Here is a 15,478-nt window from a genome sequence, read left to right on the forward strand (position 1 = left end):
CCATATTGTGCAATAGCGCAGCGTATCTGAGTCAAGATTGCTATGAATTTTCGGTAAACAAGGCGATCTCTCTGTATCCAGGGTTGGCACTCATATTGCTGTGAATTTATTGGGTATCCAGATCGAGCGGTTGTGGTATGTGTGCAGGCTCCTTTAAGCGGCATTCATGGGCGGGGAACCGCCCATTATTTGTATGGCAAGCTGTTCTGGGGGCTGTGATAAATGTTCGCTGTGCTGCTCGGCTCTTGACGCTTTACGCCAGCCTAGGCCATCATTCCCAAGACTTTGACTGAAATTTTCACTGCGACCACGTTTGCCAACGTGGTCCATTAACTTTGTCTGGGAGGACCATGGACGCCACGGACCAGAAGCGCCTGTTGCGTGAAATGCTTTTTGCCCGCCGCTTTGAAGAACGCTGTGCGGAGGCCTATCACGAACGCCAGATTGGCGGTTTTTTACACCTCTATCCGGGTGAAGAAGCCTGTGCCATCGGCGTTCTGGAGAAAGCCCAGACCGGTTCTGACTATGTGGTGACCGGCTACCGGGATCACATCCATGCCCTCAAATCCGGTATGGATCCCAAGGCGCTGATGGCCGAGCTGTTTGGGAAAGAAGCGGGTTGCTCCAAGGGGCGCGGTGGTTCCATGCATCTGTTTGATCCCGATGTGCATTTCATGGGCGGTTACGCGTTGGTGGGTGGACCCTTCCCCCTGGCGGCGGGTTTTGCCAAGGTCATCCAGTTGCGTGGCGGTCGGGAAATTTCCATCTGTTTTCTGGGAGATGGTGCCAACAATCAGGGCACCTTTCATGAAACCATGAACATGGCGAGCCTCTGGAAGTTGCCCGTCCTCTTCATCTGCGAAAACAACCTCTATGGCATTGGTACGGCCATCGAGCGCTCCACGGTGGAAATCAACCAGTACAAGCGGGTGGCGCCTTATGGTATCGAGGCGGCGCAATGTGACGGACAGGATATCGACATTGTCATGTCCCACGCCGAGAAAGCCGTCAATTATGTGCGCGAGCAGCGCAAGCCGTATTTTCTGGAACTCATGACCTATCGTTTGCGGGGACATTCCATGTCGGACTCCGGCGCCTATCGCAGTAAGGAAGAAGTGGAAGAATGGGCACAGCGTGATCCTATCGGCATTTACAAGCGCCGTCTGGTGGAGGCCGGGGTGGTGACGGAAGAGGAATTCCATGCCATGGACAAAGCCATCCAGGATGAAATCGAGAACGAGGTGGTGCGTTACGCACTGGAGTGTCCGGAACCGCGCGTCGAAGATGTAGCGCGTTATGTCTATACCGAAGGAGTCAATAACCATGGCTGAATTGATGTATTGGCAGGGAATTCTGCGCGCCCACGATGAAGAAATGGCGCGTGACCCGCTGGTATTTGCCATGGGTGAGGATATTGGTGTCGCTGGCGGTACCTACAAGGCGACTTCAGGACTTTTTGCCAAATATGGTGAACAGCGGGTTGTCGATACCCCTATTTCCGAAAACAGCTATACCGGTATTGGCATCGGTGCAGCCATGGTGGGTGCCCGTCCCATCGTCGAAATCATGAGCGTCAATTTTGCCTGGCTGGCCATGGATCAGCTCATGAACAACGCCGCTAAAATCCATTACATGTCCGGTGGACGGATTCGTTGTCCCTTCGTCTTGCGGCTTCCCGGTGGGACGGCGCATCAGTTGGGTGCCCAGCACTCGGCACGAATGGAAAAAGTGTTCATGGGTATTTCCGGTTTGCGGGTAGTGACCCCTGCAACGCCTCGGGATGCCTACGGCTTGCTGAAAAGTGCCGTCCGTTGTGATGATCCGGTGGTGATCATCGAACATGAAAGCATGTACAACCTCAAGGGCGAAGTCCCCGATGAAGAATTTTTCACACCCCTGGAAGGGGTGGAAATCATGCGTCCAGGTAAGGATGTCAGCATTTTTGCCTACAACATCAGTGTCCACTGGGCGCTGGATGCGGCGCAAAAGCTCGCCAGCGAATATGGTATTGATGCCGAAGTCATTGACTTGCGCGCCCTGAAACCACTGGATCGCGCGGGCATTGCGGCCAGTGTGCGCAAAACCCATCGCGCCATCATTGTGGAAGAAGACGAGGCACCGGTGGGCGTTGGTTCGGAAGTCATCGCCATCATCAATGAAGAATGCTTTTTTGATCTGGACGCGGCGCCGGTGCGGGTGCATGCGCTGGATGTTCCCATTCCGTATAATCGTCATCTGGAAAAGGCGGCCATTCCCAATGCGGGGGATGTGCTCGCTGCCGTCAAGAAGATGTTCGGTCGCTAAGGCCGTCCATTTTTGAACATGCTGGCCGCCCCCGTCGCTGCAGACGGGGGAGCGGATTGGTTCTGATTTAGAAATTCTCAAACAGGGTGAAACATGGCTGAACCTTACGTCATCAAGATGCCACAACTGACCGATACCATGACCGAAGGCGTGCTGGTTTCCTGGGAAAAGTCCGTGGGCGATAAAATCCAGCGTGGGGATGTGGTGGCCACCATCGAAACCGACAAGGCCATCATGGATGTGGAGGTGTTTCGTGAAGGCTATCTTTCCGGTCCCCGCGTCGCGGTGGATACGGTGGTTCCCGTAGGTGAAGCCATTGCCTGGTTGGTGGCATCGGCCGATCAGGTGCGAGATACCAGTGGTTCCTCGACTCCACAGCCGGTCGCCGAGACTGCGTCTGCCGTAAGCAGCGCTCCTCAGCCATCCGGCACGGAAGTGGTGCCCCCGCGAGTTCCCGGGGCTCACCCTGCACCCCGTCCCCAGCAGGGAACAGCCAGTCCTTTTGCCCGCCAACTGGCGGGACAGCAAGGTGTGGATCTGAATCAACTGCAGGGTAGCGGGCCGGCAGGGGTGATTGTCGGCGCCGATGTGATGTCCGCCACTGCCCGCCGCTCCGTTCCCGTCATGGCCGGCGCCCGCGTGCCGGAGCCAGGGGTGCCGGGAGATGGCCGGGCGATGAGCGCCATTGAAAAAGCCATCAGCCAGGCGATGGAAGCTTCCCTCAGCATTCCGGTGTTTCACGTCACCGTCAAAGCCAAGCCGGAAGCACTCATGCGCGCCGCCAAGGCCCACAAGGTATCTCTGACCGTGGCTATTGCCAAGGCTGCATCCCAGGCATTGGCAAAGCATCCCCTGGTGAATGCCGCCTATCAGCCGACCGACAAGATTGTGGAACGCGCCCAGCATGACATTGGCATTGCGGCGACCACCGAAGATGGCGGGCTGGTGGTGCCGGTGCTGCGTTCGGTGGAGAGCAAGGCGTTGGAACAACTTCAACAGGACTGGACGCCTTTGGTGGAAAGAGCCCGTAAACGCCGGCTCAGTCCTCCCGAATACACCCATCCTACCTTTACCATTTCCAATATGGGGATGTATGGCATTACCCAGTTTGATGCCATCGTCACCCCGGGCACGGCGGCCATCATTGCCATCGCCGGTAATGGCCCGGAAGGGATGCCGATTACCATTACCGCCGATCATCGGGTGGTGAACGGGGCGGAAGCGGCAGTATTTCTCAATGATCTCAAAAAAGCCATCGAGCACCCGGAAAGCTGGCTGGAAACGGCGACACCCATTCCCGAGGGGGACTATGATGTCCAGGTACTGGTCATTGGTGCTGGTCCCGGAGGCGAAGATTGCGCCCGCGAACTGGTCGAAAATGGCATCAAGGTAGCCATGGTCAACAACGCCCCTTATCCCGGTGGTGAATGCCTGTGGCGGGGTTGCATTCCCTCCAAGGCCTGGCGGGCTGCAGCAGACCGGATCCGGGATCGGGAACATGATGCCGCCATGGGGCTGCAGATGGGGACCCCGAAGCTGGATTGGGCCCAACTGGAAAAATACCGGCGGGGTATTCTGCAGACGCGCGGGGAAATGGCTCTAAAAACTGACCAAGGCATGAAAATTCAGGTACTCGAAGGAACCGCCCGCTTCACTGGTGAGCACAGTGTCGAAATCAGCGGCAAGGATGCGCGTCATCTCAGTTTCGGAGCCTGTGTCATCGCTACCGGCGCCCCCGCTTTTGTGCCGCCCATTCCGGGGGTGCAGGAGGCATTGCAGAGCGGCGCTGCCGTCACTTCGGATACGGTCTGGGATCTTGCCCACCCCCCCAAGCGGCTGTGCGTGATCGGCGCGGGTGCCATCGGAATGGAAATGGCCCAGATGTTCCATGATTTTGGTGCCGAGGTGCTGGTGCTGGAAGCGCTGCCCCGACCCGTTGCCGAAATGGAAAAGGAAGTCGCCGAGCAGCTGATGAAGGCCTTGGCCCATAACAGCCCGCGTCTGCAGGTTCTGACCAGCGTCAAGGTGCAGGAAATATCCGGCAAGCCCGGTGCTCTGGATATTCATTATCAGGTCGGTGAAACCGACACCCATCATGCCTGCGACCTACTCCTGGTGGCCACGGGCAAGCGTCCTGATCCCAGTGCCCTGAATTTGCCCGCTGCGGGCGTGACTCTGGCGGAGCGCGGTGCCATTGCCGCAAGTGCCACGGGACAGACCAGTGCCTCGCACATTTATGCGGTGGGGGATGTGGTGGGTGGTTACATGCTGGCCCATACGGCGAGTCAGCAGGGGCGGGTGGCTGCGGCCAATTTGCTCGGACATACAGCCCGCTATGATGCGGCCAAAGATAGCGGCGTGACCTTCACCAGGCCTCAATGTGCCTTTGTGGGACTTTCCCTGGAACAGGCCAAGGCCGCCGGGATGGATGTGACCGAGGTCAAGGTACCCATGAGCATCGACGCCAAGGCCATGATGACCGGCGAAACCGATGGTCTGATCAAAATGATCGCCGACAAGATCAGCCACCGGATTGTGGGTGTGCATTTACTTGCGGATCATGCGGATCTGTTGGTGGGCGAGGCGGTCATGATGGTCAGCGCTGGCTTGACTCTGGAGCAGGTGGGCGAAGCCATTCATCCCCATCCGACCCAGACCGAGCTCTTTGGCGAAATGGCCAGACGTCTGCTCTCGCGTTTGCGGCGCTCGGCCCGGGCGGCAGGATGACGTCTTGACCAAGCCGGGTCTTGAGGAATCCCGGCCAGTTTTAGGCATCAGTGGCTTGCGCGGGCGTATCCTGCGCTTCTACGAACGCTTTCTCGATCTCATCGTGGTGCTGCTGATTTTTGTCATGCTGCTGACCTTGGCTGCCTCGGTGGTGGGCGTGGTCTGGGACGTCTATGAAACCTTCCTGTCCTTTCGCGAAGAAGCGGCCATTCAGGGTCTCGTGGCCGACGTGCTTTCCGTGTTCGTGCTCATCGAATTGTTTCGGACGTTTACGGATTATCTGGAGTTTCATCGTATTCGCCTGCGGGTGTTGTCGGAAGTAGCCATTGTATTTGTCCTGCGCGAGCTGTTCATTGGTCTTTACGCCCATCGTCTCGGACCCATGGATCTCATGGCGACAGCCATCCTCCTGGCGGTTTTGATCGCTGCGCGGGTGGCTGCCGTGAAGTACGCCCCGCAGTCTCCCGAAAGAGATTGAAGCAGGCATTTTGTTCCCACAGCTTGACGCTACCCCCAAAAAGCGAGCAAAATAGTCGGGTATCCACTGAACGACGCGCTGCAGCGCATGGAGTTATGCACAATGAGCACAGCAACTGAAACAATGACCAATCTGGATTCCATTCCTCCAGTAATGACCCTGACCCAAAATGCGGCGGATAAAATCAGCGCTCTCATTGAAGAGGAAGGTTCTGAAAACCTCAAGCTGCGTGTTTTCGTGACCGGCGGTGGTTGCTCCGGTTTCCAGTATGGCTTCACCTTTGATGAAAACATGAACGAGGGTGACACGGAGGTCCAGCAGTTTGGGGTCAGCCTTCTCATTGACCCCATGAGTTATCAGTACCTCGTGGGCGCTGAAATTGATTACAGCGAAGGCCTGGAAGGCGCGCAGTTTGTGATCAAGAATCCGAATGCGACCACCACCTGTGGTTGTGGATCTTCTTTTTCTGCCTGACCATCCGGGCAGCTAAAAATTGCTCCTGGGGAGGCTCGCGGCCTCCCTTTTATTTTTCCGGCGCGTTATGATGATAAGCACCGACTGCTGTTCTGTGCCCCGATCAGTAGCGGCTGATGGTGCATGACCTGACGATGCCTGGATGCAGGACTGATCAGAATAAAAGGAGTTCGACATGGCGGATACGAACGTGGCTCCCGGTCTGGAAGGGGTGGCGGCAACCCACTCCAGTATTTCTCACATAGACGGCGCGGCAGGTTTGTTAAGCTATCGTGGTTACGCGATTGATGATCTGGTGACCCACAGCAGCTTTGAAGAAGTAGCCTTGCTCCTTCTCGACGGGGAACTGCCGAATGCCAGCGATCTGGAGGCCTTTGACCAAGGGCTGCGCAGCCATCGCCAAGTCAAATACAATGTGCGGGAAATCATGAAATTCATGCCGGTCACCGGACATCCCATGGATATGCTGCACTGCGCCGTAGCCAGTCTGGGCATGTTTTATCCACAGCAGGAACTTTCCGATGCCGAGCGGGAAAATACCCCGCATCTGGATGCCATGGCCATGCGCATTATCGCCCGCATGCCGACTATTGTTGCCATGTGGGAGCAGATGCGCTTTGGCAATGACCCCATTGTCCCGCGCACGGATTTGAATCACGCCGCCAATTTCCTGTACATGCTTTCCGGCCGTGAGCCCAACCCCGAGCTGGCAAAAATTCTCGATTCCTGTCTGATTCTCCATGCCGAACACACCATCAATGCCAGTACCTTTTCGGTGCTGGTCACTGGCTCGACACTCACCAATCCCTATCATGTGATTGGCGGTGCCATTGGTACCCTGGCGGGTCCGTTGCATGGTGGTGCCAACCAGAAGGTGGTGGAGATGCTGGAAGAAATTGGCAGTGTTGCCCGGGTTGCCACCTACCTGGACGCGAAAATGGCCCATAAGGAAAAAATCTGGGGCTTTGGTCACCGGGTGTATAAAACCCGTGATCCGCGTGCGGCCATTCTCAAGGAGATGATGGAAAAATTGGCCAGCAATGGTCAACTGCGCCACAGTCAGCTTTTTGAAATCGCCATGGAAGTCGAAAAGTTGGCGACAGAAAGGCTTGGTCCCAAGGGTATTCATGCCAATGTGGATTTCTACTCCGGCGTGCTTTACCACGAAATGGGCATCAAGGCCGATTTGTTTACACCCATTTTCGCCATGGCCCGTTCCGCAGGCTGGCTGGCCCATTGGCGGGAGCAATTGGCCGATAATCGGATATTCCGCCCCACTCAGGTTTATAACGGGGCAAGTCCACGTCAGTATGTGGCTATTGACAAAAGGAATCAGGTCCAGACATGACCGAAGTTTTGCAAAACATCCCCCTCCTCGCCACGGAGCGTACCGAGGCCTTATTGGATATCGAGCGACATCTGATTGCCGGGCAGTCAGCCATTGAGCGCTGGTTTCGCGGCCAGTTCCAGACGACGCCGGCACCCTTTTACGCCTCCGTGGATTTGCGCAACTCCGGATTCAAATTGGCACCGGTGGATACCAACCTGTTTTCGGCGGGCTTCAATAACCTCAACCCCGAATTTTCTTCGCTCTATGTGTCCGCCATTCAGCATTATCTGAATCAATATCATCCGGGATTGGAGCGACTGTTACTGATCCCGGAAAATCACACCCGTAATTTGTTTTACCTGGAAAATGTGGCGAAATTGCGGGAGTTGCTGGAAATGGCCGGGTTGGAGGTCAGGGTCGGTTCTTTGTTGCTCGAAGAGCGGACCGCCTATGATCTGCCTTCTGGTAACGTCTTGCTGCTGGAACCCATTTTTCGTGAGGGGAGACGCTTGCGGGCAGCAGGGTTTGATCCGCAACTGATTTTACTCAATAACGATTTGTCGGGCGGCGTGCCGGAAATTCTCGAAAATCTGGAACAGCCCATTTCCCCGCCACTGGCAGCGGGGTGGCGGTCCCGGCGCAAGTCCCAGCACTTTGCCCACTACCGAGCTGCTGCCCATGAGCTGGCGGAGGTCATTGATATTGATCCATGGCTGATTGATCCTTTTTTCCGGCGCTGTCAGGGCATTGATTTCATGCGCGCCGAGGGTCGTGATTGTCTGGTCGCCAATGTGGATGCCGTTCTGGATCTGACGCGTGAGCGCTATGCCCACTATGGCATCACCCAGCGTCCTTTTGTCATTGTCAAAGCCGATGCCGGCACTTATGGCATGGGGATCATGACCGCCTATTCCGGAGCGGAGTTCCTGGACCTCAACCGCAAGGAACGGACGCGCATGGCCAAAAGCAAGGAAGGCTTAGCTGTCAGCGACGTGTTCATTCAAGAGGGTGTCTATACCTTTGAGCAAACCGCCGAGGAAGCGGTGGCTGAACCGGTGGTGTACATGGTGGGTCAGCAGGTGCTGGGCGGATTCTATCGGGTACATACCGGGCGTGGCCGGGATGAAAATCTGAACGCCCCGGGAGCGCATTTCGAGCCCATGGCTTTTGGCGAGCCTTGTATATTGACCTGCCGGAAATCGCCGCCCGATGCTCCGGTCAATCGCTATTATGCCTATGGCGTGATTGCCCGTCTGACTCTGGTCGCGGCGGCTCGGGAAATGGCCGACTGGCGTCAGCAGCAAGACCTGGGAGCGAATCCGTGACAACATTGCAAGCGGCGATTCTCATGGATCCCATCTCCGGGATCAAACCTGCCAAGGACACGACCTTTGCCATGTTGCTGGCGGCGCAGGCACGCGGGCATCAGTGCTGGGTGTTTGGTCTGCCGGATTTGTTCATGCGCGATGGCAAGGTCTGGGCGCGGCTGCGCGCCGTGACGGTGCGGGATGAAAATGGCGACTATGCGACCCTGGCCGCCGTTGAAGTACGGCCCCTGGCCGAAATGGATGTGGTGCTCATGCGCAAGGATCCGCCGGTGGATCTGGAATATCTGACCGCCTGTTATCTACTGGAACATGCGGGTACCTGGGTGGTGAATAACCCGGTGAGCCTGCGCAATGCCAATGAAAAATTGTATGCCCTGCATTTCCCGGAGTTTTTGCCGCCCTTGCTGGTCAGTCGCGACCTGGGCGATCTACGCGCCTTTCTGTCCGAGCATGGGGAAGTCGTCGTCAAGCCCCTTTCGGCGCGGGGCGGTGAAGGGGTGTTTTATCTTCATCGGCAAGACCGCAATGTCGGGAGTATCCTCGAAACGGTGACCGGATGGGGACAGCATTATGTCATGGCGCAACGCTACATTCCCGCCATTCGTGAAGGCGACAAGCGGATTCTGCTGGTGGATGGCCAGCCGGTTCCGGGAGCCATGCTGCGTGTGCCTTCGGAAAAGGATTTCCGGGGAAATCTGGTGGCAGGGGCTACGGCGGTGGCGGCCGAACTCAGTGAGCGTGATCGGGAAATCTGCGCGGCCCTGGGGCCGGCCCTACGTGCGGCAGGTCTGCTGTTTGTCGGGCTGGATGTGATTGGTGGCTATGTGACGGAAATCAATGTCACCAGCCCCACCGGGGCCCGGGAAATCCGCCGTTTTTTCGGGGTGGATGCCGCCGAATTGCTCTGGCAGCGTCTGGAGCAGGGGCAGGGATGATCCAGCCTCCCGCAGGTATAATCTGCCGTTTTGCTCCAAAAACCCGTATGATAGTCGCATGATGACTTTCTCTTCACTTAAGAATCATCTCCTCATCGCCATGCCGGCACTGCATGATGGCATTTTTGACCGGACGGTTATCGTGGTCTGTGAGCACAGTCCCGAAGGTGCCATGGGGGTGGTCATTAACCGCCTCGTGGATATCAATATGGCCGATGCGCTCAGGGCCGTGGATATCCAGCCTTCTGAAGAAATGATCCACCGTCCTGTCTATTGGGGCGGACCGGTGCAGCCGCAGCACGGCTTCATTTTGCACAGCCCTCGGGGAGAGTGGCTCTCCAGTCTGGAAATTAATGGGGACCTGGCGCTGACCAGTTCTCCGGACATTCTTCAGGCCATTGCCCAGCATGAGGAGCCCCAGCGTTATTTGTTGACACTGGGTTATGCCGGTTGGGGCGCGCAGCAACTGGAAGAAGAATTGAAAGCCAATGCCTGGCTGCATGGTCCTCTGGATATGCAGGTCATCTTCGATTTGCCTGCCAGCGAACGCTGGCAGGCTGCGGCGCGTTCCATAGGGGTGGATATGCGCCTGCTCAGTGGTGCTGCGGGTCATGCCTGAAGTTTCGGGGCCGTTGCTCGGTATTGATTTTGGCGAGCGGCGCATTGGTGTTGCCGTGTTGGGAGAATCCGGGCTCCCCCCCCAGGGAGTGACTACCCTGCGCAATGGCGAGGCTGGCCCGGACTGGGAGGGCTTTGCGCGGGTCTTCAAGGAGTGGCAGCCGCGTGCTGTGGTTTTGGGTTTGCCCCTGAATATGGACGGGAGTGAAGGGTTGATGGTGCGACGGGTGCGCAATTTTGCCGAGCGCCTGCAGCGTCGTTTTCCCTTGCCCATGCTTTGGGTGGATGAGCGCCTGAGCAGCCATTCCGCAGAAATCATGCTGAAAGAACAGGCCTTTTCCTCCAAAAAACGCGCCCAACTTTTGGATCAGGCGGCGGCCTGCGAAATTCTTCAGACTTTTCAGGATCTCGGGGGCATCCAATGAACGCAGATTGGGATGTGAGCACCCTGTTGGAAGGGATGGTTCGGGATTTGCGTCCGCGTGTGGATCCCGAGCAGACGGCCATGATCGGGATTTTTACCGGCGGGGTCTGGGTCGCCCAGACACTGCATCGTGCCCTGGGCCTGAAGACCACGCTGGGGCGGCTGGATATTTCCTTCTACCGGGATGATTTCAGCCAGATAGGGCTGCACCCGCAGGTGCGCGCCTCGGATATTCCCTTTGATGTGGATGGCCGCTCTATCATTCTGGTGGATGACGTCCTGTATACCGGGCGCACCATCCGCGCGGCCCTCAACGAGATTTTTGATTATGGCCGCCCTGCCAGGGTGCTTCTGGCCGTGCTGGTGGATCGTGGTGGTCACGAATTACCGGTGTCTGCCGATATTGCCGCCCTGCGCCTCAATGCGGCGGCGGGCGGTCAAATCAAGTTGCGGGGGCCTGATCCTTTGCGCCTGGAATTGCTGGCAGTTCCGAGGAGCGTTTCATGAACCTCCAGACTTTTCGCCTGGGAGACGGGAATCCTCAATATGATACCCAGGGACGCTTGCGCCATCTGCTCAATACGGAGGGGCTGCATGAACGGGACTTGTTGCAGATTCTGGATACCGCAGAATCTTTTCTGGGCATTGCCCAGCGTAGCGTCAAAAAAACGCCCACCCTGCGGGGAAAAACCATCGTCAATCTGTTTTTTGAGAACAGCACCCGGACCCGCAGCACCTTTGAGCTGGCGGCCAAACGGCTTTCTGCGGATGTGCTGAATATCGCCGTCAGTACCAGCAGTGCCAGCAAGGGCGAATCCCTCATCGACACCGTCGATAATCTCATGGCCATGCAGGTGGATGGTTTCGTGATTCGGCATCCGGAGGCGGGAGCGGCCCATCTCATCGCCCGCCATCTGGGGGACTCGGCGCTGGTCATCAATGCCGGTGATGGTCAGCATGCCCACCCGACCCAGGCGCTGTTGGATGTGTTCACCATTCGTCGTCTGGCCGGCCCCATTGAAGGGCGAGTAGTGGCGATAGTCGGCGACATCCTGCATTCGCGGGTGGCCCGATCCCAGATTCATGCCTTGTCCATTCTGGGTTGTCCGGAAATCCGGGTCATCGGACCCAGGACTTTGGTCCCCAAGGAGCTTGCTGCCCTGGGTGTGCATGTATATCACGACTTGCAGGAGGGCTTGCGGGGGGTGGACGTTATCTGTGCCCTGCGCCTGCAGAAGGAGCGCATGGAATCCCACCGCCTGCCCAGTCTGGATGAATTTCATCGCCGTTTTGGCCTGACCCCGGAGCGTTTGCAGTGGGCGCAGCCCCACGCCCTGGTGCTGCATCCCGGCCCCATGAATCGTGGCGTGGAAATCGCCTCGGAAGTGGCGGACGGTCATCAGGCCGTCATTTTGCAGCAGGTTTCCCATGGATTGGCGGTGCGCATGGCGGTGCTGGCGCTCCTCGCGGGCGCGGCGGGTGGAGGAGAAAGCCATGCGTAGAATCATCCGCAATGTGCGCGTGCTGGACCCCGGTGATGGCTTCGATGCCATCACCGACCTGGGGATTGAGGACGGAAAAATCACGACAAGAGGCCCTGTTGCCCAGGATTTTCAGGCCGAGGAAATTCTGGATGGTAGCGGCCTGATCGCTTGCCCCGGATTTGTTGAGAGCAGTTTTCAGGGGCATAGTCCCGGTCATGGACGGGACGGGGATCTGGCCAGCGAATTGCGGGCGGCGGTGGCCGGTGGCGTCACCCAGGTGGTTCTGCGCCCCGACACCCAGCCGGTTGCCGATACGCCTGCGGTGCTTCAGGAGCAGCGGCTCTTGGCCGATTCCCTGGGTTTGGCGCGTGTGCATGTGAGTGGCGCCCTGAGCATGGGGCTGCAGGGACAGTCATTGAGTGAAATGGCGGCACTGCAAGAGGCGGGTGCCCTGGTGTTCAGTCAGGCCAAGGAACCCATCCACAATGCCGCCTTGCTCCGTTTGGCGCTGAGCTACGCCGCTGACCTCGGGCTTCCCGTATTGCTGCATCCAGAAGATGCGGATCTGGCAGCCCAGGGGGTCATGAACGAGAGTGGCTTGAGCATGCGTCTGGGACTCCCGGGACGAAGTGCCGCAGCGGAACTGGTGGGTATCCAGCGGGATATGGCGGTGGCGGCGCTGAGTGCTTGCCCGGTATTCTTCCCTCAGCTCAGTACGGCTGCGGCCGTTGCGGCGGTTCAGGCCGCCCGGCAAAGGGGTGAAGCGGTCCACTGTGGGGTGAGCATTCATCATCTGCTTCTCAGTGAGCAGGATGTGGGCTATTTCAACGTCCATGCCAAGGTGTTGCCGCCCCTGCGTTCCCTTGCCGAGCGGGATGCCTTGCGGCGTGCGCTGGCAGCAGGGGCAATCACCGCCATCAGTAGTGATCATTGTCCCTGGGGGATTGATCGTGAGGGGATGACTTTCATTCAGGCACCCTTTGGCATCAGTGCCATTGAGTGGCTATTGCCCCTGACCTTGCGCCTGGTGGACGATGGCCTGCTCACCTTGATGAACGCCCTGAAATTGCTGAGCACCGGTCCCGCCGAGGCCCTGGGGTTGCCTTCACCCACGCTGCAAGTCGGCAGTGCCGCCGATATCTGCCTGTTTGATCCCGAGGCCGTGTTTACCCTGAATCCTGTTTCCGGCGCCAGTCGCGGTCGCAACCTCCCCTATGCGCAGTGGGATTTACGGGGTCGGGTGCGTTATACCCTGGTGGGTGGGAGCATGGTGTATCGGGGCTGACGTGCTCGTTGCATGGCTTCGTTCATGATAGCGGTCAAATCGGCCTCGCTCACGTTGGCGTTCCCCCCTTGGCCTCCTCAACGGCACACTCGAAGATGTAGGTGCGTACCGCCTGCTCGATGAAACGCGACAGGCCGCCCTTGCGGCCGCCGTCTTGCGATGCAAGGAACAGGCGGACAGACTGATCGCGGTGTCTGACGACACGGCGATGTTCCAGCGCACCTTGGAGCAACTGGATCAGGCGGCCATGGCGTTGACCCAAGCCCTGCACCGCCAGGGTGTGCTTCGATTTTCTGTCCACGATAGGATCGGGCTTGCGGCTTGTGCCCACACGGGAATCCGTATTTGTCGAGTCGTGCCATAGATATGTGGATAGACGTCATTGGACATGTTGACGGTTGCCTTGATAGGCGAATACGAAACCCAGGTCCATGCCATGGTTGGATGAAGATGACCGCCCAATTCCACCAGCGACCGGTCAACGATCACTCGAATGGCATGCAGCGGATGATTCTGCAGCACTCGTCGTTCCGGAAAGATAGACCGCTGAACAGGCTCCGGGTCTTTACCTTCGCTCCGCGCATCCCTTTGGACTCCTTTCTTCATCTCCTTGGATATTATAGCTAATATTTTTTCCGCAACTCCCTAGAAAGCTGGGGCAGCTCGGCCCGCTCAGGTTCACCGATGGGTCGGGTATACAGGCACAGGCGGAGCTCGACCATCGTTTCAAGCATTGGAGGAACTGCTGGACCAGCAAGAGCTGTTTTCTTTGGCGTTGGGATTGGTGCTGTGGTCAGCCTCAACAATGGCGAGACGAACTCACTGAAGGGCTTTGGTCCATTTCGTGATGTTTCTGACTTTCATGGAACCAGCCTTTCTGCTACCTTCGGTGAATGCAGCGACCGAACCCCATATATAAAGGGTGACGAGTCGCCGTAGAGGAGGAGTGCAAGATGATCTTTCGTCAGCTTTTCGAGCCGGAGTCAAGCACCTACACCTATCTGTTCGGATGTGAGGACACGGGTCTCGTGGTCTTGTTGGATCCGGTCATCGACACCGTGGAACGCGATTTGATCCTGCTTCATGAATTGGGCCTGCGCTTGGCGTACACCCTGGAAACGCACATCCACGCCGATCACCTCAGCGCCGCGCGCAAGTTGAAGCATCTGGTCGCTTCGAAGATCGCCGGCCCAGCCATGGACGAGTTGCCCTGCACGGATTTCGGGGTATCGGAGGACAGGCCTTTGGCCGTCGGGTCGCTCGCCTTCAAACCGCTCTTTACGCCGGGACACACGGACACCCACCACAGCTACTTGATCGGGGACGGCGCCACGAAGCGGGTATTCACGGGTGATGCGCTGCTGATCGACGGCTGCGGGCGCACCGATTTCCAGAGCGGCGATGCGGCCACCCTCTACCGGTCCATTCACGAAAAGATATTCACTTTGCCGGACGATACGCTGGTATACCCGGCGCACGACTACAACCACCACCACGTCTCAACGGTTGCCCAGGAACGCGAGCGCAATCTGCGGCTCGGTGCGGGCAAGACCCTGGCGGATTTCGTGCAGATCATGGCAAACCTGAATCTGCCCTATCCGAAGAAGATGGATTTCGCTGTGCCCGGCAACCGCAAGTGCGGCGAGTGTCCGGAGGAGACGCCAGAAGCGCTGCGCAAGCTCTGCAATCTCTCGGAGCAGGGATAGACAGGCCGGCGCAGACGATTCCCTCGTGCCGCCGTGGTCTTCGCCCAGCCGGACATCGAAAATGATCTCGCGGCATTGGGCGTCGAGAATGAAGCGCGGGGTATGGAGGCCATCCATGCATGAGTCCTTCGCGGCAGAAGGATACCAGTCTTGAATTATGCGCTGCAGGGCGAGAGGTCAGGGCCATCCACACCAAAGCCCAGCGACGAAGTGATGCGCTACACACCTGCCGTCACACGCAGTACGTGGATCCCGCGGTAGCCTAGTCGATCAGACCACGCACTGACGCGCCGCAGTCCTTGCTGACTCGCCATTAGAATGCACGCATGGGCATTCAGGAAACCATCGACAGTATCCGTACAGTGCTGGAAGGCGTCATCGCTCC

The 15,478-nt window shown here is 57.8% G+C and carries 15 protein-coding genes and 1 pseudogene; 14 read left to right on the forward strand and 2 right to left on the reverse strand.

The genetic code is table 11. The features are described 5' to 3' along the window. Positions 1–350 precede the first annotated feature (350 nt). From pdhA to ACJU26_RS00640, 13 genes are all read left to right on the forward strand, one after another. Positions 351–1,331, forward strand: a complete 981-nt coding sequence (gene pdhA / locus ACJU26_RS00580) for a pyruvate dehydrogenase (acetyl-transferring) E1 component subunit alpha (protein ID WP_414040630.1) — start codon at positions 351–353, stop codon at positions 1,329–1,331. Then, positions 1,324–2,304 carry an alpha-ketoacid dehydrogenase subunit beta gene (locus ACJU26_RS00585; RefSeq protein WP_414040631.1) on the forward strand — a complete coding sequence of 327 codons (981 nt, stop codon included), beginning with the start codon at positions 1,324–1,326 and terminating at the stop codon, positions 2,302–2,304. The genes pdhA and ACJU26_RS00585 overlap by 8 nt, the downstream gene beginning before the upstream one ends. A 93-nt stretch (positions 2,305–2,397) precedes the next feature. After that, entirely contained in the window at positions 2,398–5,031 is a 2,634-nt protein-coding gene (locus ACJU26_RS00590) for an FAD-dependent oxidoreductase (RefSeq protein WP_414040632.1), read from the forward strand. Positions 5,032–5,035: 4 nt separating this feature from the next. After that, complete coding sequence (locus ACJU26_RS00595) at positions 5,036–5,509, forward strand: phosphate-starvation-inducible PsiE family protein (RefSeq protein ID WP_414040633.1); 474 nt, start codon at positions 5,036–5,038, stop codon at positions 5,507–5,509. Positions 5,510–5,632: 123 nt separating this feature from the next. Next, the gene (erpA, locus tag ACJU26_RS00600; RefSeq protein ID WP_414041902.1) at positions 5,633–5,983 is read left to right on the forward strand and encodes an iron-sulfur cluster insertion protein ErpA; all 351 of its coding nucleotides are present in this window, start codon (positions 5,633–5,635) and stop codon (positions 5,981–5,983) included. Between the two features lie 175 nt (positions 5,984–6,158). Then, a complete protein-coding gene (locus ACJU26_RS00605) occupies positions 6,159–7,331 on the forward strand; it encodes a citrate synthase (RefSeq protein WP_414040634.1) in 1,173 nt (390 codons plus the stop codon). Then, the gene (gene gshA / locus ACJU26_RS00610; RefSeq protein WP_414040635.1) at positions 7,328–8,638 is read left to right on the forward strand and encodes a glutamate--cysteine ligase; all 1,311 of its coding nucleotides are present in this window, start codon (positions 7,328–7,330) and stop codon (positions 8,636–8,638) included. The genes ACJU26_RS00605 and gshA overlap by 4 nt, the downstream gene beginning before the upstream one ends. Next, complete coding sequence (gene gshB, locus ACJU26_RS00615) at positions 8,635–9,576, forward strand: glutathione synthase (protein WP_414040636.1); 942 nt, start codon at positions 8,635–8,637, stop codon at positions 9,574–9,576. Before gshA ends, gshB begins: the two co-directional genes overlap by 4 nt. 58 nt (positions 9,577–9,634) lie before the next feature. Continuing rightward, positions 9,635–10,195: a YqgE/AlgH family protein gene (locus ACJU26_RS00620; protein WP_414040637.1), complete on the forward strand. Its 561-nt coding sequence runs from the start codon at positions 9,635–9,637 to the stop codon at positions 10,193–10,195. After that, positions 10,188–10,619: a Holliday junction resolvase RuvX gene (gene ruvX, locus ACJU26_RS00625; RefSeq protein ID WP_414040638.1), complete on the forward strand. Its 432-nt coding sequence runs from the start codon at positions 10,188–10,190 to the stop codon at positions 10,617–10,619. Before ACJU26_RS00620 ends, ruvX begins: the two co-directional genes overlap by 8 nt. Further along, the gene (gene pyrR, locus ACJU26_RS00630) at positions 10,616–11,125 is read left to right on the forward strand and encodes a bifunctional pyr operon transcriptional regulator/uracil phosphoribosyltransferase PyrR (protein WP_414040639.1); all 510 of its coding nucleotides are present in this window, start codon (positions 10,616–10,618) and stop codon (positions 11,123–11,125) included. The genes ruvX and pyrR overlap by 4 nt, the downstream gene beginning before the upstream one ends. Next, complete coding sequence (locus tag ACJU26_RS00635) at positions 11,122–12,120, forward strand: aspartate carbamoyltransferase catalytic subunit (protein WP_414040640.1); 999 nt, start codon at positions 11,122–11,124, stop codon at positions 12,118–12,120. The genes pyrR and ACJU26_RS00635 overlap by 4 nt, the downstream gene beginning before the upstream one ends. Then, positions 12,113–13,387 carry a dihydroorotase gene (locus ACJU26_RS00640; RefSeq protein WP_414040641.1) on the forward strand — a complete coding sequence of 425 codons (1,275 nt, stop codon included), beginning with the start codon at positions 12,113–12,115 and terminating at the stop codon, positions 13,385–13,387. Before ACJU26_RS00635 ends, ACJU26_RS00640 begins: the two co-directional genes overlap by 8 nt. Here the strand turns inward: ACJU26_RS00640 and ACJU26_RS00645 are convergent. Both ACJU26_RS00645 and ACJU26_RS00650 read right to left on the reverse strand, forming a co-directional pair. Next, positions 13,348–13,609: pseudogene (locus ACJU26_RS00645) on the reverse strand (ribbon-helix-helix domain-containing protein). The gene ACJU26_RS00640 and the pseudogene ACJU26_RS00645 overlap by 40 nt on opposite strands. Positions 13,610–13,624: 15 nt before the next feature. After that, the gene (locus tag ACJU26_RS00650; protein WP_414040642.1) at positions 13,625–13,993 is read right to left on the reverse strand and encodes a hypothetical protein; all 369 of its coding nucleotides are present in this window, start codon (positions 13,991–13,993) and stop codon (positions 13,625–13,627) included. Between the two features lie 347 nt (positions 13,994–14,340). On the opposite strand from ACJU26_RS00650, the gene ACJU26_RS00655 reads away from it, so the two are divergent. Further along, positions 14,341–15,093, forward strand: a complete 753-nt coding sequence (locus tag ACJU26_RS00655; RefSeq protein ID WP_414040643.1) for an MBL fold metallo-hydrolase — start codon at positions 14,341–14,343, stop codon at positions 15,091–15,093. Positions 15,094–15,478 lie beyond the last annotated feature (385 nt).

Source organism: Acidithiobacillus sp. M4-SHS-6, from assembly GCF_047421495.1.
Taxonomy (GTDB): domain Bacteria; phylum Pseudomonadota; class Gammaproteobacteria; order Acidithiobacillales; family Acidithiobacillaceae; genus Acidithiobacillus.

Bases quoted from the DNA above. Each gene is read 5' to 3' on its own strand.
- pdhA (WP_414040630.1), top strand. From the start codon at position 351: ATGGACGCCACGGACCAGAAGCGCCTGTTGCGTGAAATGCTTTTTGCC.
- pyrR (WP_414040639.1), top strand. From the start codon at position 10,616: ATGAACGCAGATTGGGATGTGAGCACCCTGTTGGAAGGGATGGTTCGG.
- ACJU26_RS00640 (WP_414040641.1), top strand. From the start codon at position 12,113: ATGCGTAGAATCATCCGCAATGTGCGCGTGCTGGACCCCGGTGATGGC.
- ruvX (WP_414040638.1), top strand. From the start codon at position 10,188: ATGCCTGAAGTTTCGGGGCCGTTGCTCGGTATTGATTTTGGCGAGCGG.
- erpA (WP_414041902.1), top strand. From the start codon at position 5,633: ATGACCAATCTGGATTCCATTCCTCCAGTAATGACCCTGACCCAAAAT.
- ACJU26_RS00655 (WP_414040643.1), top strand. From the start codon at position 14,341: ATGATCTTTCGTCAGCTTTTCGAGCCGGAGTCAAGCACCTACACCTAT.
- ACJU26_RS00585 (WP_414040631.1), top strand. From the start codon at position 1,324: ATGGCTGAATTGATGTATTGGCAGGGAATTCTGCGCGCCCACGATGAA.
- ACJU26_RS00650 (WP_414040642.1), bottom strand. From the start codon at position 13,993: ATGAAGAAAGGAGTCCAAAGGGATGCGCGGAGCGAAGGTAAAGACCCG.
- ACJU26_RS00620 (WP_414040637.1), top strand. From the start codon at position 9,635: ATGATGACTTTCTCTTCACTTAAGAATCATCTCCTCATCGCCATGCCG.
- ACJU26_RS00635 (WP_414040640.1), top strand. From the start codon at position 11,122: ATGAACCTCCAGACTTTTCGCCTGGGAGACGGGAATCCTCAATATGAT.
- gshA (WP_414040635.1), top strand. From the start codon at position 7,328: ATGACCGAAGTTTTGCAAAACATCCCCCTCCTCGCCACGGAGCGTACC.
- ACJU26_RS00590 (WP_414040632.1), top strand. From the start codon at position 2,398: ATGGCTGAACCTTACGTCATCAAGATGCCACAACTGACCGATACCATG.
- ACJU26_RS00605 (WP_414040634.1), top strand. From the start codon at position 6,159: ATGGCGGATACGAACGTGGCTCCCGGTCTGGAAGGGGTGGCGGCAACC.